This is a genomic window from Bacillus cereus group sp. RP32, from assembly GCF_040459735.1.
GTDB lineage: Bacteria > Bacillota > Bacilli > Bacillales > Bacillaceae_G > Bacillus_A > Bacillus_A wiedmannii.
Genome location: NZ_JARVHO010000001.1, coordinates 3088931 through 3111547, shown reverse-complemented (window position 1 = coordinate 3111547; position 22617 = coordinate 3088931). Strand labels below are relative to the sequence as shown.

Genomic DNA, 22617 nt, shown 5'->3' with positions numbered 1-22617 from the left:
GACATGTATTCTTGAAATAATTATAACATAATTTTTAATCATTCTTGATTAATTAACCGACCAGTATATATAATTAATAGTGGAGGAAAAAAGGAAGGTGGGTTTTTATGAAAAAGCACCCATTACATATGTTAGGGAAGCTTGTAGCCGGGAAGAATACGCAATGGATAACTTTATCGGTTTGGATTCTTATTACATTATTACTTTCATTTACGTTACCACAAGTAAATAGTACGAAAGAACCGAATCCGAAAAATTTACCTGAAACAGCTATGTCACAGCAAGCGGAAGCACTTATGAAAAAAGAGTTTCCGAATAATGCAGGAAATCCGTTGTTAGTAGTATGGCATAGAGGTGGTGGATTACAGTCAAAGGATTATAAACTCATACAAGACGTTTATAAAGAATTAAAAACCAGTCCTTTAAAAGAACAATCAACATTACCGCCATTTGATACAATCCCGGAACAAGCATTATCAAAAAGTGCATCAAAAGATGGTACATCATTTGTTACACCAGTATTCTTTAATAAGACAGCTGGAACAGATATATTAAAAGGAAATCTTGATGATTTAAGAAACATAGTGAATAGCAAGGTCGATGAAGATCCATTCAAACGAAAAATTAGTGACGCTGGTTTACATGTTCGATTATCTGGACCTGTAGGTATTCAAACGGATGCAGTTAGTTTATTTAGTCAAGCAGATGTGAAATTGTTAGTTGCTACTGTATTACTTGTATTGGTTTTATTAATCTTATTGTACCGCTCACCAATATTAGCGATTTTACCTTTACTTGTTGTTGGCTTTGCATACGGCATTATTAGTCCTACACTTGGATTTTTAGCTGATCACGGATGGATTAAAGTCGATGCCCAAGCGATATCAATTATGACAGTATTATTGTTTGGTGCTGGAACGGACTATTGTCTATTTTTAATTTCGAGATATAGAGAGTACTTGCTAGAGGAAGAAAGTAAATATAAAGCATTGCAACTTGCAATTAAAGCTTCTGGCGGAGCAATTATAATGAGTGCGTTAACTGTTGTACTTGGATTAGGAACATTATTACTCGCTCATTACGGTGCCTTTCATCGATTTGCGGTACCATTTAGTGTTGCTGTATTCATAATGGGAATTGCTGCTTTAACAATTTTACCAGCGTTATTATTAATTTTCGGTAGAACTGCATTCTTCCCATTTATACCGAGAACAACTTCAATGAATGAGGAATTTGCAAGAAAGAAAAAGAAAGTCGTAAAAGTTAAAAAATCAAAAGGTGCCTTTAGTGAAAAACTTGGAGATGTTGTAGTACGTAAACCGTGGACAATCATTATGCTTACTGTATTTGTATTAGGTGGATTGGCATCATTTGTACCACGTATTCAATACACATATGACCTATTAGAATCGTTTCCAAAAGATATGCCTTCCCGTGAAGGGTTTACGTTAATTAGTGATCATTTTTCAGCTGGTGAACTAGCGCCAGTAAAAGTTGTTGTTGACACGAAAGGAAAAGAGCTTCCTATTAAACAAGAACTAGAGAAATTTTCTTTCGTAAAAACAGTGAAAGACCCAAAAGAGGGAAAAGAGAATAAGCAAATTAAAATGTATGAGGTTTCTTTAGCTGAAAATCCATATTCAATTGAAGCATTAGATCAAATCCCTAACTTGAAAAACAGTGTAGAAAAAGTATTAAAAGACGCTGGGGTTAGTAATGCAGAAGATCAACTATGGATTGGAGGAGAAACAGCTTCATTATATGATACAAAGCAAATTACAGAACGTGATGAAGCGGTTATTATTCCAGTAATGATTAGCATTATAGCTTTACTATTACTTGTTTACTTACGATCAATTATTGCGATGATTTATTTAATTGTAACTGTTGTATTATCGTTCTTCTCGGCACTAGGAGCAGGGTGGCTATTACTTCATTATGGTATGGGAGCGCCGGCCATTCAAGGTGCGATACCGTTGTATGCATTCGTATTTTTAGTTGCTTTAGGTGAAGATTATAATATCTTTATGGTTTCAGAAATATGGAAAAACAGAAAGACACAAAATCACTTGGATGCTATAAAAAATGGCGTTATACAAACAGGTAGTGTCATTACATCCGCAGGTTTAATTTTAGCAGGAACTTTTGCAGTATTAGGTACACTTCCAATTCAAGTTCTTGTTCAATTTGGTATTGTAACTGCAATTGGTGTATTATTAGATACATTTATTGTTAGACCATTACTTGTACCAGCAATTACAGTTATTTTAGGTCGCTTTGCTTTTTGGCCAGGAAAGCTTTCAAGAAAAAGTGAAGAAGTACAAAAGGTGGATGCATAGTTAAGAAAGCCAAGGATATTTTCCTTGGCTTTCTTCTATGTATTTTATTATTTTTTTGAAGTCAAATCATCAGTTACAGCATGATCAGCATCTTCAATAGCAGTTTCTGGCATTCCATATAAGCCGTTCATTGCTTGTTCTTCTACATTAAGGTTTACAGTATTATTATTTTGAATAGGTGTATTGTTTGCGATAGCATTATCTTTTTTATTTACATTTTTGTCATTCATGTTTGAATCCTCCAAACGTCAGTTGATTTATTAATAGTATGTGGTTGGATTTCAATAAATATGTGAATGAATTTTTGTAGGTGTTATATAATTAAATAAAAACTTTAACTATTAGGAGTGAACAGGTTTGGTGAAAACAAGAAAGTTAGCCTTCTAAAATAAAAAAATTTTTAGGAGGCTATTACAATGAAGTTTTATATAATTGACAGAGAAAATTGGAATAGAGAGCAGTATTTTGAACATTATTTAAAGTTGAAATGTACGTTTAGTATGACTGTGAATGTTGATATTACGAGGTTATTAAAGGAATTACATCAAAAAGGAATAAAATTTTATCCCGTTTTTATATATTTAATTTCTAGAGTAATAAATAATCATAAAGAATTTCGAACATGTTTTAACGATGAAGGAGTTTTAGGATATTGGGAGGAAATGATACCAAGTTATACAATCTTCCATAAAGATGATAAGTCTTTTTCAAGTATATGGACGGATTATTCTAATGATTTTCACATTTTCTATAAAAACTATGAAGAGGATATGAGGTGCTATGCTGGTGTTCATGGTCTCTTCACAAAAGAAAATGTTCCGCCAAATGTTTTTCCTATTTCTAGCATACCTTGGGCTAGTTTTACTGGATTTAATCTTAATATTAATAATGATGGTGATTTTCTATTACCAATTATAACTTGTGGGAAATATTTTAATGAAGAAAATAAGGTTATGCTACCAGTTTCATTGCAAGTCCATCATTCGGTTTGTGATGGGTATCATGCGAGTCGATTTATAGAGGATTTACAGAAGTTAAGTAATAGTTGCAACGAGTGGCTAAAGTAATATCTAATTTTTAATTATACACAATTGAAAATGAATAAAAGAGGAGAACATGTTTATATAGCATGGTCTCTTTTTTATTCATTAATACTAAGTGACAGTGGAAAATATAGGTTGATTTGTAGTTTAATAGTAAATGAAGTTATTAATTTTAATTTTCTTTATTTTATAACTATACGGTTCGCAAAACTTATTATCTTGTAACAATGAAGGAGAAAACAAAAATGATAATAATATCTATAGAAAAAGCTACAATTTTAGATGCTGAAAAGTTAACAGAAATAATGACAAAAACATTTGATGAAGAAGCAAAACGATGGCTATGCGGTCAAGGTGATGGTATTGACTATAACATCCAACCACCTGGCTATTCTTCAGTAGAAATGATGAAATATTCGATTGAAGAGCTGGATTCTTTCAAGGTGATAGTGGATGAAAAAATAATCGGAGGAATTATAGTAACAATCTCTGGTAAGTCATATGGCCGAGTTGATCGTATTTTTGTAGATCCTGTTTACCAAGGAAAAGGAATTGGATCACATGTTATAAAATTAATAGAAGAGGAATATCCGAACATAAGGATTTGGGGTCTCGAAACATCTAGTAGACAAATAAATAATCATCATTTTTATAAAAAAATGGGCTATGAAATCATTTTTAAATCTGAAGATGAGTATTGTTATGTAAAAAGAATCACTGTAGATTCAGCTGAAGAGGACGTAATAAAAAATAAAGATATGAAAAATAGCCAATATGAAAACTGTAATCTAGCAAATACAGAGTATTATCAAGTGAATTTAAAAAACGGTTCCTTTGTTGGTAGCAATATGATGAATATGAAGATGAGTAATTGTAATGTGAGTCAATCAAATTTTAGAAATATAAATTTTAGAAATTCTTCATATGCAGATTTAAATCTTTCTGGTAGTAAATTTGATTTTGTGACTTTAGGTGGGGTTCAATTTAAAGATACAAGTCTCGGAGAAGATAAAGATCCTATTTCATTTAATAGATGTGATTTAGAAGGTAGTACGATTAGTAATTGTAATCTGAAAAATATTGAAATAGAAAATTGTGATATATACGGTATGAAAATAAATGGCATTCCGATTGAAAATCTACTTGAGTTATATAATAAAGTAAAAAGTTGACCTGTTTTGGTGTAGATAAGGTGTTCGTAAATCAGATGATACACTGAAATAATTGTGTAAAAATAACATAAAGAAACATAGAAGAGAAGGAATTTCACCTAGAGGTCTAGAATGAAAAGAAAAATGTACTGTAATGAATATGGAGGGAAGAAATTATGGGAATCAAAGTAAGAGCGGTAGAAATTCAAGATGCTAGAGCGATTCACCGTATATGCATACAAGATGATGTTTTACCTTATATGGTTTTCTTACCTAGCATGCGAGTAGATGCGATGGAAAATAGAATTCGAAATTTAGCGCCAAATCAATTTGAATTTGTTGCAGAGTATGATGGAGAAGTTGTTGGATTTGTTGGGTTAACCCAAAGTCCTGGACGTAGATCTCATTCGGGTGATTTGTTTATAGGGGTAGATAGTGAATATCATAATAAAGGTATTGGAAAAGCGCTTCTTACAAAAATGCTTGATTTGGCTGATAATTGGCTAATGCTAGAGCGAGTGGAACTAGGTGTTTTAGAAACGAATCCGAAAGCGAAATCGCTATATGAAAAATTGGGGTTTGTAGAAGAGGGAGTAAAGATAGGGAATTTGAAGGCTCACGGAAAATTTATTAATGAAGTTATGATGAGTCGTTTTAGACCTGATGGTTTAATCGTACATAATGGATAGTTGTGAACTTGTATTTTTTGAAGGCTTTTTTAATACACTTAATGCACCATTTGCTTCAATGATTGCTGTTTCAACATCATTAATATCAAATACGTTTTTTTCTCTTAACATTTGTAGAATGTTATCAATAGAATAACGTATCTTTTTTAGATTCTTATCGAGCAATTTTCCGTCTTGAATAACAATTGTTGGTTCGAAAGTAAGTAATTTATCCAGTTTTCGATTTGATATTTTCCAAATAGTAACAATTTTTTGGAGAATACCTATTGCAATGATAGTTATTACCGTTGGTAAATGCTTAATACTAGGATCCGTTATATCAGCGCCAAAAACAGTACCTAATGTAATAATAATGAGAAAGTCGAATATAGGTCATTCACCAATTGCTCGTTCCCCCATAAATAGAGTGACAAATAGTAATAAAGGTAAGATGGTGATTATTCTTACTAGTACCAGTGATATTTCTTTTAAAAAATCAATCATAATTACACCTCTTTAGAAAACTTGTAATTGTGTTTGTGCTACTGTTATAACAGAGCATATATACTTGAAAATAGTGATTTGTAGCTAAAGATTAATAATCTTAATTTTGTGCAATAAAGCAATTAGTAAATGGAACTAACTGCTTTATTACATCTTACAAGCCCACACTTACAACAATGATTTGTAACCTTGATTTACAAACGTAGTATAAATGACATTAGAAATAGTATGCGAAATGAAAGCGGATTTAATGAGTATTTTATATTTTGTACTTCTATAGACAAAATATATTTATCATCAAATCTTTTTTTATTTTTTGTATAGACAGGGTGCACCTAATGGAAGTATTAAATATTTAATGAAATGGCATTAGCGATAGGATAATGCTTGTTTCCCTAATGCTTCCCACGATTGAATGAAAATATCTTGGCTTACTTTGTGTGCTTTTTTCACAGTTAATGGGTCATTGATATAAATGTATTTGTCCTCGAAACCTACAATAACAACAGCGTGTAAATCCAAAGGAGCTGTAATTTTTTTGTCATCATGCTTCCAAGACTCCCATCTATCTGGAAGGCGATAATCTCCTGTAGTCCATACTACCACAGGTTTACCGAGCTTAATTAGAGCTAACACAGTATTAAAAGTTTTTCCTGTTAAGTTTACCGTACGATTTGGTAGATAACGTTCCATTAATTTTTGTAACGGTTGAACGTGGACAGCGTATCCCTTATTTTTCCCAGTTATATCTCCGACAAACCCTTCTTTAGGATCTCCCCATTGAATGATGTCTCCACTTTTATTTGTAGACAGCGGAGTAGGATCTTTTTTTATCTCGTTAGCTAAATCCATTTTATTAACTTTAATACCTGCATGCTGTAATACCATCGCTAAACTTGTAACTTCGCATCCATATTTTAATTCCGGTTTTTGCGAAATAAGCGGCACATCTAGAATGATTTTTTTAGTAGCTGAAGTGGGAGATGGTTGTAAAGTTTTACTTTTTGGAAATGAATGTGTTGTATTTTGAGTCAATTTGTTATTTCCATGTTTAACGTGTAATTCATTCTTTTTAAGATTGGATGGTTTTTCTGAACATCCCGTTAAAATTAAAAATAAGGCATATAAAGTTAGAAATCTTTTCATATCATTCACCTTTTTAATTGTACTTACTTGATACCATAATACTCTATTACCCGATACTTTTTAGAGGTGTAGAAGGTTTAACCAGCTTCCTTTTATACAACAAAACAGACTAACTACGTGTAATAAAACGGAATTCCATGCGTACCGGGTAATAATTTGTGACTTTAAGTTACAGTTATAGTATGAGCGAGTTGAGGAGAGCTATGCAGGGATAAAAAGCATTAAAAGTATTAAAAGCTTTATTCTAAAAGTGACTAGTGAAGCAAATGCATATCTATATAAGATGTTTTAGTAATAAAAATGACCTTTTTGAACATTTTATGTTTTACGAAGAGAGAAATGAATATTGAATCCTTCACAAAATAGGAAGTGAGTATATTTCTTTCTTTTTATATAAATTATTAAGTGTGAAATACTTATGAAATCAGTAGCTTTAATTAAGAGATTGTAAATTGTCGAGGTGATTCAATACATGCCAAAGTTAGAGGTAGAGGGATGTAGCCTTTACTATATAGTAAAAGGAGAAGGGACTCCTATCATTTTTATTCACCCTCCTACGCTTACCAGCGGAAATTTTGAGTATCAGATCGAAGAATTATCGAGAAATTTTAAAGTAATCGCTTTTGATGTTAGAGGACATGGTAACAGCCAGAGTTCAAGTCAGCCAATTACGTATTCACTAATTACCAAAGATATGAAAAGTTTACTGGACCACTTGGAAATAAAAAAGTCTTTTGTATGTGGGTATTCAACAGGAAGTACAGTTGCCCTGGAATTTTTATTAACTTATCCCGAAAATAGTTTAGGAGGAATTCTAATAGGCGGAATGTCAGAAGTGCGTCAAGGGTATTTAAAAATTAAGATTTCTCTTGGTGTCCAATTGGCGAAAGCAAGAGTAATTTCATTTTTAGCATTTGCCATTTCGTGGGGGAATTCTAATACAAAAAAATTATTTAAAACAATGTTTCGAGAAGCTCGGAAAGGTAATGGGAAAAATATCGAACAATATTATCGCTATAGTTTGCACTATAATTGTACCAATCGCCTTAAAGACATTCATCTACCTATGTTATTGGTTTATGGACAAAATGACAAAACTTTTTATAGTCATGCAAACTTATTACATGAAGAATTGCCATGTAATGAATTAAAATTTATTACGGGTGCAAAACATCAAGTACCAACAAAAGCGGCTACAGAGTTAAATCAAATGATTGAGCAATTTGTTTGTACTCATTCTAAGGTGCCTAAAGAAGCTCTTAAATCATAAAGTATTATCTCAAATCTAAAAGGGATTTATAATTAACATTTTCAAAAAGGATAACGGGATGAGTTTTGTTTCTAACTTAAAAAATTATGATTAACAGCAGATCAATTAGAAATGAAATCGTGGAAACAGGGGATTTTCGAAAATTGAAGATGAAAAAAGCAACCCATGTACGTAATGGACAATGAAGGTATGAGTTAAAAGAAGATAAATAAAAACTTAACAAGTGGAGGTGTCGAAAAACTAATTCGGGTCACCATATTCAAAAAGAGAATTGTACGTATTAAAACAGATTAGCCGATTTCCTGTAAAACAAGGAACCGGCTATCTGCTTTTTTATAGGGTTGTTGTCTTTTAATAGTGACAGTTATTAGTTTGGATTGCTTTGTTTTGTTTCTTTTGTGTGTTAGGCGTAATTTCATCAGCAAACTCCATATTTGCCAAATTTACTTTGGATGGAATAAATGTTCTTGTTTTATTTTGAAAACCTTGAAATGTTTGTTTTATAGGTCTTATCACACTTGAATTACGTGTTGCTAATACACCCAAAACTGTTCCTAGCCCTAACAAAGAAGCCAAAATCCATCCTTTATTGTTCGTCTTTTTATTTCCGAATAACTCAAACATTTGTTGAGTTATTTTTTTTGAATTGAATAATGACATCAAAAAGTTAAGGATATTCATTTTTGTCCCTCCCTGAAAAAAATCGTAAAAAGAAACACGCGTTTCAATTTCACATAATTTATGATGCGACAGTTTATAGAGATTTATGATGCCAACTTATACTAATAATTTTTGACTTTCAAACCGGAACTTTTTAAAATTACCCAAGTGTTTTTCTGAAATACGAAGAATAGTTTTATAAAAAAATCAAAAAGTGACTGAAAAGTTATGTATTATTTAGATTGGAAATTTATCAATTCTTTTTCAATAGTCGGTTATGTAATGTCGAAAGGGTGAGTAACGCAAGAATCGAGCCTACTAAGGCAAGTGACATATCCCATTGCGCATCCCATATATCGCCTTGCATACCTAAAAAGTCTTTTGCTGCTTTTCCTCCCTTTGCTATTTTAAAAGCTAACCATTCGATGATTTCGTATAATGCAGCAATAGCAAGTGAAATACTTATACTAATCGTAACTAACCAAGGGCCTTCAGTTAGTTGGGTTTTCCGTAATAAGATTTCTCTTATCACGATGGTAAACAAGCCTTTTATCAAATGTCCAAATCGATCGTAGTGATTTCGTTTTAAATCAAAAACATCTTGTATCCAATTAAAAAGAGGCACCTCTGAGTATGTGTAATGTCCACCGACAAACATTATAATGGATAATATTGTAATGATCATATAAGAGAGAGTGGTGAGACGAAACTTATTATACATTGCAATTATAATGAATAGACCGAAAATGGCAGGAATAGCCTCTGCTGCCCATGTTGAATATTTTGCAGGATTAATAACAGACCATATACAAACGGCCATAACAACCAATAATAAAAATAAGTGAATGACTGCAAGTTTGTTTTTTATCACTTTTTTCACTCCTATTGAAAGTTTTTTTACTTGAAGTATTTGGAAAACCACAATTCGTATACAGAGTACTTAGAATTGTTCACCTTAGTTTATACTTACGAACAGCTTTTTAATGAGTAGAATAATAAGAAAGGACCTGCATACTACATATTTCTCTTTCGGGAGGGAATAATATGTATATAACATTTCAAAAATAAAGGAGAACATCTGCATGAATTACAAAATGTTTAGGGCTATCAATCGTCTAGCGGGTCGTAATTCAACTTTGGATACGTTTATGATATTTATTTCACAAAAGACTCGATTCTTGTACGTTTTTTTATTAGCCTTAATGTGGTTTAGAGGAAATTCCTACAAAAAAATTATTTTATTTGCTGGGGCATCAGTTGGGTTCTCATTATGTATAAACCGTTTCATCCAGCTATTTTATTTTAAGCCTCGTCCGTTTGTTATACATCGTGTGCGTTTACTTATCCCATCAAAGAATAATTCTTCATTTCCTAGTAAACATACAGCCTTAGCATTTGCCTTATCGACCTCTGTCTTACTTCGCGAACGCTTATTTGGCTCAATTATGTGGTTTTTAGCAATCTTGACAGGTTTCTCACGTATTTGGTTAGGACATCATTATCCATTTGATATAATAGGAAGTGCTTTTATAGGAATCTTGACCAGTATGGCTATTAATAATACTACATATTTATTTAATTCTTTTGTTACCTGGATTATAAGTATATATAGAAAAATAATTTTTGTGAACTAGAGACACTGCTTACAACACCTTCGATAAATCATAGTACATAATCTTGCATATTTTTTATTAATGCTACTTTTCCTCGAGATATGTTTTGCGGTAAACTACAAGCATTTAGTTAATTACTTGAAGAAAAGAAAATATTTACTTGCTTTTATGTCTACTATTTTATCTGTAGGTTTTTTATGCGGTTGCAATTGCGTTGATGAAGATGAGCCATATCCAACGGAAGAAATTCGAGAAATAATTAATAATATAGGGGTTATCATTCACATACTGTTACCAAACAGCCTAATTGGAGTAGAGCGATATATATAGTGATTTATTGGAATAGAACAAGTAAAAAAACACCTCTTACTATCGTATTTATTAAAATACAATAGTAAGAGGTGTTTTTAGTTATAATAGTAGCATTTCAAAACTCGTGTACTTTTTGTTTTTTTCTAACAATCATCATTCTACCATGGTATTTAATTATAATTATCATGATTGTATAACAAAAATTTTAATATAGAACGCTATATATCCTTCTTTATTTAAAGATGCTTGTTCATACGTAATTTCCGGAATTTGTATAATGTTTCTTGGACATGTCGATAATGGATATGGAATGAAAGAATGATAAGCATGAAGTGGTTTATCATTGGGATCGGGATTCTGTTATTGACTATTTTATTTATATTGTTTTTGAAAATATCTTTAAAAATTACTTTATTATATACAGAAATAGAAAAACAGTGTTTACTACAAGTTGAAATATGGAAATTTAAATATACGTTTGATGTGTTAGAAAGAATAAAAAAGCAGCAAAAAAAGACTGGACAAAAAATTGAAAAAGCAGAAAAAGAGGGCGGTATTGAAAATAAAGTAATGGCACAGATTGATAGTATTGGAGAGATAGTAAAAAAGTTGCAAGAGATTCATTCTGTACTTAAAAAAATCTGAAAAAAGTTAAAATCAATCAATGGAGATGGCATTCACAAATTGGAACAGGGGACGCAGCTAGTACTGGAATCATAACAGGTTTTGCGTGGTCAATAAAAGGAATGGTTGTCGGAATTTCTGGAGAATATATGCACATTATTGATATACCTTTCCCTTGAAATTACACCTGTATTTCAAGGGAAAGGTTTTTGCATTTAGGTGTGAATTAACAGCGTCATTTCATATTTATCGTTCAATAATAACTGTATTTATGTTACTTATATTCGTGAAAAAACAACAATCTGTAAGTACAGAAAAATCTGTTCAAACATAAAGTACTTTGAATTATTTTATGTTTTATTTCAAGGAAGTGAAACAAGCATTTTATAGAGAGATTAAAAGATTTGATTTTAGGAATTCCTCAGGAGGTAAATTAATTAATCGGATTGATCTTAATTTTGATGTCTCTACTATTACTCATTGAATTGAAATGTATACAATGGTACTACCTGATTGGGAATTAATTTCAAATGGAGCGTATAGTCTTTTAACGGGAGGCTTTCAAAATAAGACAATGAATCTGTTCCTTCTAAACTGCGGTTAAAAGATGAATTTGTTGGGAGTATCTTTATAACACTAGCTGTTACAGAAAAAGTAAAGTTAACTTATAATAACATTGTTTATGGTGTATTAGAGTTAAAAGAAAAATATGTACCAAATAAAGTTGAAGAAGTAAAAAAGGTGTTTCAAACAACAAATTCTCAACATCACGAAATAGTTGATGAATCGATTTTAGATGATATTTAGTAGAAATTAGAATGAAAAGCTAAGAGGTTTTATAGACTTATCTCAATTGTTCGGAAGCTTTTGCACCATACTTGTAATAGTCTCCAAAGAATTACAGATAGGATAATCCATTTATAAATATTGGATTATTTTTCTGTTGATGTTTGCTCAAGACATATGTATAATTTAAATCGTAATCATTACGATTTAAATGGAGGTTTTATAATGAAAATTGCATTTACAAAGAAGGTAGGTATATTAACTATTAGTTCAATGTTGGTATTAGTAGGCTGTCAGACTTCAGGTTCATCTAAAAAGCAAGAGCAAACATCTGAAAGTCATACAAATGAAAATGAACACAATCACAGTCATAATCATAGTCATGCTCATGATGAAGAAACAGAAAAAATTTATGAAGGGTATTTCGAAGACAACCAAGTGAAGGATCGATCACTCTCCGATTGGAAAGGAGACTGGCAATCTGTATATCCATATTTGCAAGATGGAACGCTTGATGAGGTATTTGCTTATAAAGCGAAACATAAAGGTAAAATGACAGCTAAAGAATATAAGGATTATTATAATGAAGGGTATCAAACAGATGTTAACCGTATCGTGATTCAAGGGAATACTGTAACATTCTACAAAAACAAAGAGGGGAATTCTGGTGAGTACATCTATGATGGGTACGAAATTCTGACATATGATGCAGGGAATAGAGGTGTAAGATACATATTTAAACTAGCAGAAAAAACAGAAGGAGTTCCTCAGTATATTCAATTTAGTGATCATGGTATTCACCCGAATAAAGCTGGTCACTACCACTTATATTGGGGTGACAATCGTGAAGCTTTATTGGATGAAGTCATGCACTGGCCTACCTACTATCCATCAGATATGGAGGGACATGATATTGCCCATGAGATGATGGAGCATTAAATTAGGAGTCATGATGATCTGATCTTTCGTAAGAAAGGGGAATTAATATGTTGGTGAGTACAACATTGTTTGTAATCTAGTTGCTTTAGTATAAAAGGATAAGATGGGACGCTGTATGATGCGATGATAGTCGTACGTACAATGTTAAGCGTGGGAAGAGATGGAGATAAATAAAATCCAAAGAGCATTTATACTTTTGTTCAGCATGTATAAAGGAACAATATGAACTTTATGGCGAAGCTTATTGGAATAGAGTACATCAGGTTCCAGGAGTTTTTGTTTGTATTAAACATCAAATACCTCTAATTAAGCAGCCAATAAATATCACACACTTGTATACATATAAATTTATCTATCCTAAACTAACAGATAGGATAGATAATGAGTCTTCTTTTGAAAATAAACTTATGGATGAATTAATAGGGATTGCAGAAGATGTAAAGTATTTGTTAAGGAAAAATTTCTCGGCTTTTGAGAAAGATTATTATGTTGAGAAGTATGAGACACTCCTGAAGATTAAAGGTATCGGATATCCTATGTTAAAAAGAACTCAACGCTTAAGTGAATTACTTCAAGATCATTATCCCCCAAATTTATTATGTATGCTGGAATCTTCATTTCAAATAAATGAAAGATCATCATGGGTAAATGATATTTTTGGCCAAGGTAGTATTCAATTTTGTCATCCAATTAGACATTTATTAGTTATGCGTTGTTTGTGTGGTTCTGTAAAAAACTTTTTTGAAAATGAATTTATATATGAACCTTTTGGAAAGGGACCATGGATATGTATGAATCCTTTAGCTAATCATTATTTGCAAAAAAAACGTTAAAAAGGTGGAAATTAGTGTTCATGGATTAAATCGAGAAGTACAATGAGATTTTACATGTAATTGTGGTTTCATATATAGGCTTAGAGAAAGAGAACAAGACCCCTTAAATATCCTTTATTGGAGCAATAGAATTGTTGAAAAAGGACATGTATGGGAGAGAGAATTTAATAAGCTTTTATCAAGTGGATGTACTCAGAAAGAAATCGCAATGAAAACAGGACTTACACCACCTACTATACGAAAAATAGTAAGGGATCGTAAAAAAATAATAAAAAAACTAGACAGTAAAGAAACTTTACAAATTTCGCGAGAAAAGAGAACACTGGATTATAAAGAAAAATGGATACAATTAAGATGTAAATATCCAACCTATACAAGAGTAGAATTGGCTCATTTAAATCGAGCAGCGTATGCTTGGTTGAGTAAGTTTAAGAGAATATGGCTAGAAAGTCATTTACCGTCCAAAGTTTTGGGCAAAAATTCAATGAAAAAAAGTAAGGAAAGTTACTATAAAGAAGATTTAATACATATAGAAAATGCCAAAAAAATAGTTAATGATTGGGAAGAATATGAAAAGGTTAGAGGTAAGTTAATTAGAAAAACGTACTCAGCTGTTACGAAGATATTAGGAGAATATAAAAGGTGTTCGAAAAAAAGAATCATCCATTGTTGAAAGAGTATATTGCGACAATTGAAGAATCATTGCAAGATTTTCAAAAAAGAAGGGTTCGATATGTACTGGAACATAAATTCAAAGATGTAGTAGTTAGTTTATCTGAATTAAAAGATGCAGCGAGTGTAAAAGTAGCAGTAAGAAAAGGAGAAGGGGATATAAAAAGGTTGGTAAAGGAACACAACCAATCAATCTTAATGAAAAGATAAAACAATATATTTTTGTATTTTGGAATGTGGAAAAAGCAATGTACTATACATCTAATATAAATGTATAATGCATTGCTTTTTATATATCAATGAATAGTTTGGAAATTTGTATTGTACAACTTTCTTTTAAAAAGAAAACAAATTGTAATTTGGAATTGAAGTTGAAGTTGTTATTGTACGACTATGTTTTAATGCCGTTTAAAAGGATCTTTAATCAATAGGCTATACAGCAATGTTAATGTACAACTTTGTTTTAACATAACAATAGTGAAAAGCATGACAGTATAATGTCATGCTTTTTATTTGTTAGTTGTTGTTAGGCAGTTTTGGTTGCATTAAAAATAATGCTAAACCAATAAAAATAACTGTAATGCCTAGTCCTTGTTGTAAAGAAATAGTCTCATTTAATATAAAGTACGCTAGTATACAAGTTCCAATTGTTTCTCCTAAAATGCTCATAGAGATTACAGTAGCACTCATCCATTTTAATAACCAATTAAAAATTGTTTGCCCTAAAATTGTAGCAATAAATGCTAAGCCAATAAAGCACAGCCAAGTTTGTGTAGAGTAGTGGATGAAAGATTCATGCTGCATGTAGGCAAATATACCGAGAAAACAGGCGCTACTTCCATAACTAATTACCGAATACGGTATAAGTGATAAATCTTTACGAACATGTTGGCTAATGAAAAAGTAAGTGGTAATAATTCCGGCCGCAATAAAGGCTAAAATATCTCCGTATAATGCTTCTCCGCTAATTTGGAAGTCTTGCCATCCGATGACGATACTTCCTGAAATAGCGATGAGGCAACCAATGACCGCTCCTTTCGTAAATCTCTCTTTAAATAGAAAGTAACCACCAATCATTGAAAATAAAGGTTGTAACGTTACGATAACTGTAGAACTCGCTACAGAAGTATATTGTAATGATTCAAACCATAGTACATAATGTGCAGCTAAAAATAGCCCGGATATGAATCCGAATCCCCATTGTCTTCTTGTTGCTGTTTTTAGCTCGTTTCGATTATTTTTATTAAATAGTAATAACGGTAATAGAATCAGTGCAGCAAAGAATAATCGATAAAAAGCAATGATAGCCGCAGGAGCATCTGCCAATTTTACGAAAATTGCTGAAGTTGATAGGGCGAATACGCCGAAAAATAAGATGCAATATGAAAGAATAGGTGATTTCACAGTTTGTCCCTTCGATACAATATTTATTATAATAAACTTAGTGCGATATAATGTACAAAGGTAAGTATATAAGTCCTTAAGGCGATAGGAAAGGATTATTTGCCTTTGTTTACTATGTCAGCACAAAGACAACGAAACATGCAATATGATGAACGAAAGGAAGGTTTTACTATGATACATGATAGACTCGGACAAACTGTATTAAGTTATCGTAAGAGAAATAATATGACAATTCGTGAATTTGCTGATTATGCAGGAATTAGTACTTCACTAATTAGTCAAATTGAACGAGGATATGCGAATCCTTCTTTAAGTGTATTGGAATTAATTGCGAAAGCATTAAATGTACCGTTATTTACACTTTTTATTAATGAGATTGATACAGATTTACTCATTTCTAAGAAAAAAGATCGAAAAAAAGTGTATCGGGAGAACAATGATCACATTGTATATGATGTATTAACACCGGATTTTATGAAAGCACGTATTGAAATGCTAATGATGGATTTAAATAAACAAGCAAACACAACGGAAAGTCACTATTCACATGAAGATAAAGAAGAGATTGCTGTTGTTATGAAAGGAGAAGTGTATGTGGAGTTAGAAGGAAAAGAATATTTTTTAGAAGAAGGTGATGTTGTACGTATTCCGCCAAATGTGAAACATCGTTTTTTGAATAAAAGTGATGTTTCCAATCATATTTTATTTGTATTGACGCCATCTTTAGGATGAGTATAAAGTGATTTTTATTACGGGGGAAAAATAGATGGAAAATAAAACTGTTTTAAGAGATGGTCTTTCAATTATTTCTCAGTGTAAAAAACAAACAAATGATATTTGGCATGCGCATTTCGGAGCAGCTGCAATTGCTAGTTATTTTTTTATGAAAGATAACAATATGGAAGAAGAGATAACTCGTAGTATGTATTCTCAAACAAAAATGATGTTGAACAATCAAAACTTAGGTGAAATCATCGATAGTAAAGAAGAAATTGATTTTCAAAGTGCTGAAAAACTGATTATAAAATCAATGGAGCATACAATTGATGAACTTCATTGGGTGGGGCATAATGTCATTTATGCTGCATTAAGTTTATTAGCTATGAAAGAGTTACAAAAATGGGGAAATAATCAAGCAATTGAAGGGATTACTAACCTTATATTATCGTTTCGAAAAACAATTCCTGGTAGATCGTGGATTGGTTTTACGACGAAGGAAGTAAAACAATTAAGTATAAACGATGAGATAGAAAGTGAATTCAAAAATCCGAAACAATTATCTAAGCTTATTTTAAAGGAGCTCTCGCAATTTAATATTATTTATAGAGCGGAAGCGCATCATGATTTAATTGGTCATTTGCTTACTTTTTCTCATGCAATTAATATTATGTATGATTTAGGGCATAGAGGTATATTCCAACGAGGGATACGCCCACTGTTAAAACTAGTATACGTGTTACGTGCTAGTCAATATCTTATGCCGAATACTGAAATTAACTTGCACTCACCTATAGATCGTTTACCTTTAATCGAATCAAAACGTGCTCATGTATTACCAACAGAAAATCAATTTTGGCTAAAAGACTATAGTGCGTTTGATTGGGATTTCGGGCATGTTTTTAAATTCTCATATAGTTATTTTGATCATATAAAGAGAGCTCCAGAATATAAAGATATTACATTAGAGAAATTCCGATTTGTTATTAATACATAATGAAGTCTAATGATCTGTATAAAGGGTTAAATTTAAAATTTTTTGTTGATAGTATATTATTTTTTTATTTGTAAGATTTTACATGCTTATTTCACTTTTACTAATTATGTAAATAGGCTATACTAAAATACATATATTTTAGTATTGGAGAGAGAAGTAAAACGACATGGAATTAGTGAAATTGGAAAAAGTCATTGAAATAAAGAAAGAAGAACTTTTATATTTAGTATCGGATTACGGAATTCAACATGAAAAAGTATTGGCATTAAGTCAAGAAATAGACAAATTGATTAATTACTTTATGTTTTTAAAATAAAAAGAATTATGGCATGATTTGAAAATGTTATAGTTCTTTTTTATTTGAAAATTCAGATGTATATTCTATATACCAATAATAGATAGAATATTCTGTTTTTAAGGAGGGAGATATATGATATTACATACGCACATTTCAGGCGAAGGGGAACCAATTATGCTTTTACACTCTGGTGGTATGACAGGTTTAGTAGAGTATGAAGAGCAGGTAGCATTTTTTCGAGAAAAAAACTATCAAGTCATTCGTCCTGATTTAAGAGGACATGGAAGATCAGGGGGGACGTTGGAGAATTATTTCCTACGATCTGTAAAGGATTTACATGATACGTTAGTGCATTTACAAATTGATAGATGTCATATAGCTGGTGTTTCACTAGGAGGATTAGTCGCTTTATTATTTGCAAAAAAATATCAAGATAAAGTGAGAACATTAACTTTTTCAGGTATCTTTCCGGTTAAGAGAGAAAATTGGGAGGAGTCTCAAGAGTATGAAGCAAAGGGTCATCAGGAATTGATGGAAAATGAAGAAGTTGTAACTTATATGAATCAAATTCATGAAAAAAGTGATTGGAAAGCATTGCTTGAATCGTGGCAAGTTAAAGATTGGTACCCATTTGATGAAACAGGTGAGGTAGCTAATCTTCAAATACCTACACTTTGTATTGCTGGGGGAGATGCAGAAGATGAAGTTACAGCTACTACAACGTTCAAACAATTAAACGAAAATATTCATATTGCTGTTATTCCGTTTGCTGGTCATTTAGTGCATAACGATCAACCAGAAATATATTCGAATATATTGTCTAATTTCTTACAGAATGCACAAGCTGCTAGTCGAATATAAGGACTTTTGGGTATAATAATAAAGGAATTATTAATTGTATCGGTTAGGAGCGCAGCACATATGAAAACAGTTGTTGTTATCGGTGGAGGTATAACGGGACTTTCTACTATGTTTTATTTAGAAAAATTAAAAAAGGATAATAATATCGATTTAAATTTAATCCTTGTAGAAAAAGAAGAGTACTTAGGTGGTAAAATCCATAGTGTAGAAGAAAAGGATTTTATTATGGAATCAGGAGCGGATTCTATCGTTGCTCGTAATGAATATGTTATGCCGCTTGTAAAAAATTTAAATTTAGAAGAAGAAATGGTGTATAACGAAACGGGTATTTCTTACATATATTCTAATAATACTTTACATCCAATTCCTTCTGACACTATATTTGGAATACCGATGAGTGTCGAGTCGTTGTTTAGCAGTACGCTAGTATCAACGAAAGGGAAAATTGTTGCTTTAAAAGATTTCATAACGAAAAATAAAGAGTTTACAAAAGATACTTCACTTGCTGTATTTTTAGAAAGCTTTTTAGGGAAAGAGTTAGTGGAAAAACAAATTGCTCCGGTGCTTTCAGGAGTATATTCCGGTAAATTGAATGAACTTACTATGGCATCGACATTACCGTATTTACTGGATTATAAAAATAAATATGGAAGTATTATTAAAGGTTTTGAAGAGAATAAAAAACAGTTTCAATCAGCAGGAAACAAAAAATTCGTATCATTTAAAGGTGGACTATCTACGATTATTGATCGTTTAGAAGAAGTGCTGACTGATACTGTTGTTAAGAAAGGTATTATAACGACAGATGTAAGGAAACAAGGTGATCGCTATGAAATCTCTTTTGCAAATCATGAATCTATCCAAGCTGATTATGTTGTTGTAGCAGCCCCGCATGATATTGCAGAAACTTTATTACAGTCTAATGAGTTAAACAAGCAGTTTCATACATTTAAAAACTCATCTCTTATAAGTATTTACTTAGGATTTGACATATTAGATGAACAATTACCGGCGGACGGCACAGGATTTATCGTAACGGAGAATAGTGATTTACATTGTGATGCTTGTACATGGACAAGCCGAAAGTGGAAACATACATCTGGAAAACAAAAGCTATTAGTAAGAATGTTTTATAAGAGTACCAATCCAGTATATGAAACGATTAAAAATTATAGTGAAGAACAATTGGTACAAGTTGCTTTAAATGATATTGAAAAGAGCCTGGGAATTAAAGGGGAACCAGAAGTAGTTGAAGTTACAAATTGGAAAGATTTAATGCCGAAATATCATTTAGAACATAATCAAGCTGTTCAAATATTACAAGAAAAAATGACGGATCTTTATCCTAATGTATACTTAGCTGGAGCCTCATATTACGGTGTCGGAATTGGTGCGTGTATTGGAAATGGGAAGAACACTGCAAATGAAATAATTGCAACATTAAATGAATCGTCAAACTAACATAGAATACATAAATGAATAAATAAATGAATGAATAAAATGTCCCTCCAGTATATTGGAGGGACGTTTTATTTATTTCACTTGAATTGAGATTTTTTTATTAGTTGTATTATTCTCAGTAATCGTTAATGCTATGTTCCCAGATTCTTTAAATGAATATGATGAGAGTTGATAAAGCTCTTTTATGCCATGTTTCTCTTTTAATTTATTGGCTGGAAGTGATGTTATGTTCGGTTTCCATGTTTCCTGTTTACCCGAAGGATAGTTAACTATTATTTCTGGATTATTTAATTGCATTACTTCCCAAGAGGCAAAATGTAGTTCAACTTCTGTATCTTTCTTTAGTAATACTTCTGAGAAATATCCAAGCTCTCCGACATTACCGAAAACAGTAAAGTTTTGATTTTGTAATGTGATATCTAAATGTTTAGGTTGATAGGTTGCTGCGTGATAGATTCCATATGAAAGCGAAAGAGTAGAAGCGATTAACATGCCGATTGAAAATGTCATAAAGCTATTACCTTTAAAACTAGTCATCATGAATGAATTTGGGGCGAACTTTTTTGCAAATAAAAATATGAGTAATATGAGTAAGAGGGATAAGCCGATGAATATATACATAGAACATTTACACCTCCACAGAAAAATATAATGTTAACTACATTTCACCATAAATGTATGGATTAGGGGGTAGAAGGGGAAAGTGAGCACGGAATCGAAATTATAAGACGGAGTGGTGAAAATGAAAATAATACAATTAATTTTTATAAATAAAGGTAAGAGCAGGATAATAGGAGGAAATGTGATTGTATCCTTTTGTTAATGAGTTAGATACATTACTTAGAGAAACTGGTTTTTTAAGTGTAAACTGGAGACAAACAGCTCTTGGGCATTAGTTGCAAATAAATAGAGCATAAAGAGGTGATCATAGTATTTTGATCACCACTTTATTTTTTCTAATCATGCAAAAGCAAGAAGGGTTATTTTTAGTTCGTATTGAATTAAGAGGATAAGCTTCTCTAGAAATATTTGATAAATGGGACATTGAGGACTTTCCTAATTATAAATACTTTTTCTGCTATAATGAATGAGTAGAAAGAAAGGAGTGATCCTGTGGCGTTTCCTATATTAGAAACAGAACGTTTGCGTTTAGTTGAAATAGAACAATCTTATTGTCAAAAAATATATGAAATCTTTTCATTGGATGAAGTAACGTGTTATTACGGTATGAATTCTTTTACGGAGTTTGGACAAGCTTCACGTATGATTGAATCATTTTCAAAAAATTACTTTGAGAAAAAGGCAATACGATGGGGGATTGTATTAAAAGAAACAAATACTTTAGTGGGTACAATTGGATTAAATAATTTACAACTATGGAGTAAACGATCTGAAATTGGATATGACTTACATCCTCGTTATTGGGGGAATGGTTATGCGTCAGAAGCGGCTCGAGAAATTATTCATTATGGATTTCGAGATTTAGGCTTATTTAGAATTGGAGCTATTACATACCCTGAAAATGTTACTTCTTGTAAAATGTTATCTAAAATAGGCTTTCATAAGGAAGGGTTATTACGTGGCTATATTCATCAAGGAAATAAGCAACATGATGCACTATTGTATTCTATAGTTCGAACGGATGTAGAGGATATAAATTTATAATAAAAAACCCCTCTTATAAAAGAGGGGTTAAGTAAAAATTAACCTATTTTAGGTAATAAACGTTCTCCGCTTTTCATGCTACTTTTACATAAAGGGCATTTAGGCTCTTCTTCAAATGAAAAATTCTTTCTCATCCATCCTAAACAATCCTCTGATTCACATTCCCAGACAGGGGTTTGTTCTGGTGGTACTTCAGCTACATCGTTCTTTCGATTGCGATACATATAACCACTCCTTTTATGTAAAAAATTTTAGTTATATATTAAAAAGGTTGTTAACCGAGCTGGTAACAACCTTTTTATTGTTTGAATTATAGCTTTACAACGTTTTTAGCTTGAGGTCCACGGTTACCGTCTTCAACTTCGAAGCTAACTTCTTGACCTTCGTCAAGAGACTTGAAGCCGTCGCCAGTGATAGCTGAGAAGTGAACGAATACGTCGTTACCGTCTGCAACTTCGATGAAACCGAAACCTTTTTCGCTGTTAAACCATTTTACTTTACCTGTTAATGTCATGGTAATGCCTCCTAAAATTTAAAAAGATTACAATATGATCGGCCTTATTTGAATGAAAAATAAAAGTTCACATATTATCAAACACCCATAAGGAGTACAAAATAATCCTGATTGATACTTGATAATATGCAAAGGAAATA

General features: G+C 31.7%; 24 protein-coding genes and 4 pseudogenes. 19 read left to right on the top strand and 9 right to left on the bottom strand.

Going from position 1 to position 22617, the window contains the following annotated elements:
* The first annotated feature begins 107 nt into the window (after window positions 1-107).
* On the top strand, window positions 108-2339 hold the full coding sequence (locus tag QCI46_RS16040; RefSeq protein ID WP_353840856.1) for an MMPL family transporter: 2232 nt from the start codon (window positions 108-110) through the stop codon (window positions 2337-2339).
* A 47-nt stretch (window positions 2340-2386) separates the two neighbouring features.
* On the opposite strand, the gene QCI46_RS16035 is transcribed toward QCI46_RS16040, so the two are convergent.
* A complete protein-coding gene (locus QCI46_RS16035; RefSeq protein ID WP_353840855.1) occupies window positions 2387-2569 on the bottom strand; it encodes a DUF4021 domain-containing protein in 183 nt (60 codons plus the stop codon).
* 186 nt (window positions 2570-2755) lie between these two features.
* Here QCI46_RS16035 and catA point away from each other — a divergent pair, with 186 nt between their 5' ends.
* The 3 genes from catA to QCI46_RS16020 all read left to right on the top strand — a co-directional run bounded on the left by catA (window position 2756) and on the right by QCI46_RS16020 (window position 5222).
* Window positions 2756-3406 carry a type A chloramphenicol O-acetyltransferase gene (catA, locus tag QCI46_RS16030; protein WP_353840854.1) on the top strand — a complete coding sequence of 217 codons (651 nt, stop codon included), beginning with the start codon at window positions 2756-2758 and terminating at the stop codon, window positions 3404-3406.
* A 221-nt stretch (window positions 3407-3627) separates the two neighbouring features.
* Window positions 3628-4554, top strand: coding sequence for a GNAT family N-acetyltransferase (locus tag QCI46_RS16025; RefSeq protein WP_353840853.1), 927 nt, complete (start codon window positions 3628-3630; stop codon window positions 4552-4554).
* 155 nt (window positions 4555-4709) lie between these two features.
* On the top strand, window positions 4710-5222 hold the full coding sequence (locus tag QCI46_RS16020) for a GNAT family N-acetyltransferase (protein ID WP_353840852.1): 513 nt from the start codon (window positions 4710-4712) through the stop codon (window positions 5220-5222).
* Window positions 5223-5231: 9 nt separating this feature from the next.
* Here QCI46_RS16020 and QCI46_RS16015 read toward each other — a convergent pair.
* Both QCI46_RS16015 and QCI46_RS16010 read right to left on the bottom strand, forming a co-directional pair.
* Window positions 5232-5705, bottom strand: a pseudogene (locus QCI46_RS16015) (DUF421 domain-containing protein); the annotation flags it as partial.
* Between the two features lie 369 nt (window positions 5706-6074).
* Window positions 6075-6851 (bottom strand): C39 family peptidase, encoded by a 777-nt coding sequence (locus QCI46_RS16010; protein WP_353840851.1) that lies wholly within the window; start codon window positions 6849-6851, stop codon window positions 6075-6077.
* A gap of 472 nt (window positions 6852-7323) precedes the next feature.
* On the opposite strand from QCI46_RS16010, the gene QCI46_RS16005 reads away from it, so the two are divergent.
* On the top strand, window positions 7324-8121 hold the full coding sequence (locus QCI46_RS16005; protein ID WP_353840850.1) for an alpha/beta fold hydrolase: 798 nt from the start codon (window positions 7324-7326) through the stop codon (window positions 8119-8121).
* Between the two features lie 351 nt (window positions 8122-8472).
* On the opposite strand, the gene QCI46_RS16000 is transcribed toward QCI46_RS16005, so the two are convergent.
* Entirely contained in the window at window positions 8473-8802 is a 330-nt protein-coding gene (locus tag QCI46_RS16000; protein WP_075313855.1) for a hypothetical protein, read from the bottom strand.
* Window positions 8803-9034: 232 nt separating this feature from the next.
* Window positions 9035-9661: a DUF2238 domain-containing protein gene (locus QCI46_RS15995; RefSeq protein WP_483299018.1), complete on the bottom strand. Its 627-nt coding sequence runs from the start codon at window positions 9659-9661 to the stop codon at window positions 9035-9037.
* Window positions 9662-9863: 202 nt separating this feature from the next.
* On the opposite strand from QCI46_RS15995, the gene QCI46_RS15990 reads away from it, so the two are divergent.
* The 8 genes and pseudogenes from QCI46_RS15990 (at window position 9864) to QCI46_RS15950 (ending at window position 14770) form a co-directional block, all read left to right on the top strand.
* Complete coding sequence (locus QCI46_RS15990) at window positions 9864-10415, top strand: undecaprenyl-diphosphatase (RefSeq protein WP_075313854.1); 552 nt, start codon at window positions 9864-9866, stop codon at window positions 10413-10415.
* 609 nt (window positions 10416-11024) lie between these two features.
* Window positions 11025-11664: pseudogene (locus QCI46_RS15980) on the top strand (DUF2953 domain-containing protein).
* Between the two features lie 254 nt (window positions 11665-11918).
* Window positions 11919-12137, top strand: a pseudogene (locus tag QCI46_RS15975) (hypothetical protein); the annotation flags it as partial.
* Window positions 12138-12341: 204 nt separating this feature from the next.
* Entirely contained in the window at window positions 12342-13055 is a 714-nt protein-coding gene (locus QCI46_RS15970; protein ID WP_353840848.1) for a ZinT family metal-binding protein, read from the top strand.
* Between the two features lie 170 nt (window positions 13056-13225).
* A pseudogene (locus QCI46_RS15965) lies at window positions 13226-13348 on the top strand (TniQ family protein); the annotation flags it as partial.
* A gap of 114 nt (window positions 13349-13462) precedes the next feature.
* Complete coding sequence (locus tag QCI46_RS15960; protein ID WP_353840847.1) at window positions 13463-13888, top strand: TnsD family Tn7-like transposition protein; 426 nt, start codon at window positions 13463-13465, stop codon at window positions 13886-13888.
* Window positions 13889-13958: 70 nt separating this feature from the next.
* A complete protein-coding gene (locus tag QCI46_RS15955; RefSeq protein ID WP_353841885.1) occupies window positions 13959-14561 on the top strand; it encodes a TnsD family Tn7-like transposition protein in 603 nt (200 codons plus the stop codon).
* Window positions 14531-14770 (top strand): hypothetical protein, encoded by a 240-nt coding sequence (locus QCI46_RS15950; protein WP_353840846.1) that lies wholly within the window; start codon window positions 14531-14533, stop codon window positions 14768-14770. The genes QCI46_RS15955 and QCI46_RS15950 overlap by 31 nt, the downstream gene beginning before the upstream one ends.
* Window positions 14771-15076: 306 nt before the next feature.
* Here QCI46_RS15950 and QCI46_RS15945 read toward each other — a convergent pair whose 3' ends face one another.
* Window positions 15077-15964: a DMT family transporter gene (locus QCI46_RS15945; protein ID WP_353840845.1), complete on the bottom strand. Its 888-nt coding sequence runs from the start codon at window positions 15962-15964 to the stop codon at window positions 15077-15079.
* Between the two features lie 171 nt (window positions 15965-16135).
* On the opposite strand from QCI46_RS15945, the gene QCI46_RS15940 reads away from it, so the two are divergent.
* The 5 genes from QCI46_RS15940 (at window position 16136) to QCI46_RS15920 (ending at window position 20298) form a co-directional block, all read left to right on the top strand.
* Window positions 16136-16696, top strand: coding sequence for a helix-turn-helix domain-containing protein (locus QCI46_RS15940; protein ID WP_353840844.1), 561 nt, complete (start codon window positions 16136-16138; stop codon window positions 16694-16696).
* A gap of 34 nt (window positions 16697-16730) precedes the next feature.
* The gene (locus QCI46_RS15935) at window positions 16731-17678 is read left to right on the top strand and encodes a hypothetical protein (RefSeq protein ID WP_353840843.1); all 948 of its coding nucleotides are present in this window, start codon (window positions 16731-16733) and stop codon (window positions 17676-17678) included.
* 166 nt (window positions 17679-17844) lie between these two features.
* Window positions 17845-17994 carry an aspartyl-phosphate phosphatase Spo0E family protein gene (locus tag QCI46_RS15930; RefSeq protein ID WP_000424361.1) on the top strand — a complete coding sequence of 50 codons (150 nt, stop codon included), beginning with the start codon at window positions 17845-17847 and terminating at the stop codon, window positions 17992-17994.
* 114 nt (window positions 17995-18108) lie between these two features.
* Window positions 18109-18837 carry an alpha/beta fold hydrolase gene (locus tag QCI46_RS15925; protein WP_353840842.1) on the top strand — a complete coding sequence of 243 codons (729 nt, stop codon included), beginning with the start codon at window positions 18109-18111 and terminating at the stop codon, window positions 18835-18837.
* A 60-nt stretch (window positions 18838-18897) separates the two neighbouring features.
* Window positions 18898-20298, top strand: coding sequence for a protoporphyrinogen oxidase (locus QCI46_RS15920; RefSeq protein WP_353840841.1), 1401 nt, complete (start codon window positions 18898-18900; stop codon window positions 20296-20298).
* A gap of 72 nt (window positions 20299-20370) precedes the next feature.
* Here QCI46_RS15920 and QCI46_RS15915 read toward each other — a convergent pair whose 3' ends face one another.
* Entirely contained in the window at window positions 20371-20919 is a 549-nt protein-coding gene (locus tag QCI46_RS15915) for a hypothetical protein (RefSeq protein ID WP_262748002.1), read from the bottom strand.
* A gap of 492 nt (window positions 20920-21411) precedes the next feature.
* Between QCI46_RS15915 and QCI46_RS15910 the strand changes: the two genes are divergently transcribed.
* Window positions 21412-21963 carry a GNAT family N-acetyltransferase gene (locus tag QCI46_RS15910; RefSeq protein ID WP_046954301.1) on the top strand — a complete coding sequence of 184 codons (552 nt, stop codon included), beginning with the start codon at window positions 21412-21414 and terminating at the stop codon, window positions 21961-21963.
* A 38-nt stretch (window positions 21964-22001) separates the two neighbouring features.
* Here the strand turns inward: QCI46_RS15910 and QCI46_RS15905 are convergent, their stop codons facing one another.
* Window positions 22002-22187, bottom strand: a complete 186-nt coding sequence (locus tag QCI46_RS15905) for a cold-shock protein (protein ID WP_000286202.1) — start codon at window positions 22185-22187, stop codon at window positions 22002-22004.
* A gap of 86 nt (window positions 22188-22273) precedes the next feature.
* The gene (gene cspD / locus QCI46_RS15900) at window positions 22274-22477 is read right to left on the bottom strand and encodes a cold-shock protein CspD (protein ID WP_000176365.1); all 204 of its coding nucleotides are present in this window, start codon (window positions 22475-22477) and stop codon (window positions 22274-22276) included.
* Window positions 22478-22617: the final 140 nt, after the last annotated feature.

What these genes read in the sequence shown, in the direction of transcription:
- QCI46_RS16040 (WP_353840856.1), top strand. Translation starts at nt 108, where the DNA reads ATGAAAAAGCACCCATTACATATGTTAGGGAAGCTTGTAGCCGGGAAG.
- QCI46_RS16035 (WP_353840855.1), bottom strand. Translation starts at nt 2,569, where the DNA reads ATGAATGACAAAAATGTAAATAAAAAAGATAATGCTATCGCAAACAAT.
- catA (WP_353840854.1), top strand. Translation starts at nt 2,756, where the DNA reads ATGAAGTTTTATATAATTGACAGAGAAAATTGGAATAGAGAGCAGTAT.
- QCI46_RS16025 (WP_353840853.1), top strand. Translation starts at nt 3,628, where the DNA reads ATGATAATAATATCTATAGAAAAAGCTACAATTTTAGATGCTGAAAAG.
- QCI46_RS16020 (WP_353840852.1), top strand. Translation starts at nt 4,710, where the DNA reads ATGGGAATCAAAGTAAGAGCGGTAGAAATTCAAGATGCTAGAGCGATT.
- QCI46_RS16010 (WP_353840851.1), bottom strand. Translation starts at nt 6,851, where the DNA reads ATGAAAAGATTTCTAACTTTATATGCCTTATTTTTAATTTTAACGGGA.
- QCI46_RS16005 (WP_353840850.1), top strand. Translation starts at nt 7,324, where the DNA reads ATGCCAAAGTTAGAGGTAGAGGGATGTAGCCTTTACTATATAGTAAAA.
- QCI46_RS16000 (WP_075313855.1), bottom strand. Translation starts at nt 8,802, where the DNA reads ATGAATATCCTTAACTTTTTGATGTCATTATTCAATTCAAAAAAAATA.
- QCI46_RS15990 (WP_075313854.1), top strand. Translation starts at nt 9,864, where the DNA reads ATGAATTACAAAATGTTTAGGGCTATCAATCGTCTAGCGGGTCGTAAT.
- QCI46_RS15970 (WP_353840848.1), top strand. Translation starts at nt 12,342, where the DNA reads ATGAAAATTGCATTTACAAAGAAGGTAGGTATATTAACTATTAGTTCA.
- QCI46_RS15960 (WP_353840847.1), top strand. Translation starts at nt 13,463, where the DNA reads ATGGATGAATTAATAGGGATTGCAGAAGATGTAAAGTATTTGTTAAGG.
- QCI46_RS15940 (WP_353840844.1), top strand. Translation starts at nt 16,136, where the DNA reads ATGATACATGATAGACTCGGACAAACTGTATTAAGTTATCGTAAGAGA.
- QCI46_RS15935 (WP_353840843.1), top strand. Translation starts at nt 16,731, where the DNA reads ATGGAAAATAAAACTGTTTTAAGAGATGGTCTTTCAATTATTTCTCAG.
- QCI46_RS15930 (WP_000424361.1), top strand. Translation starts at nt 17,845, where the DNA reads ATGGAATTAGTGAAATTGGAAAAAGTCATTGAAATAAAGAAAGAAGAA.
- QCI46_RS15925 (WP_353840842.1), top strand. Translation starts at nt 18,109, where the DNA reads ATGATATTACATACGCACATTTCAGGCGAAGGGGAACCAATTATGCTT.
- QCI46_RS15920 (WP_353840841.1), top strand. Translation starts at nt 18,898, where the DNA reads ATGAAAACAGTTGTTGTTATCGGTGGAGGTATAACGGGACTTTCTACT.
- QCI46_RS15915 (WP_262748002.1), bottom strand. Translation starts at nt 20,919, where the DNA reads ATGTATATATTCATCGGCTTATCCCTCTTACTCATATTACTCATATTT.
- QCI46_RS15905 (WP_000286202.1), bottom strand. Translation starts at nt 22,187, where the DNA reads ATGTATCGCAATCGAAAGAACGATGTAGCTGAAGTACCACCAGAACAA.
- cspD (WP_000176365.1), bottom strand. Translation starts at nt 22,477, where the DNA reads ATGACATTAACAGGTAAAGTAAAATGGTTTAACAGCGAAAAAGGTTTC.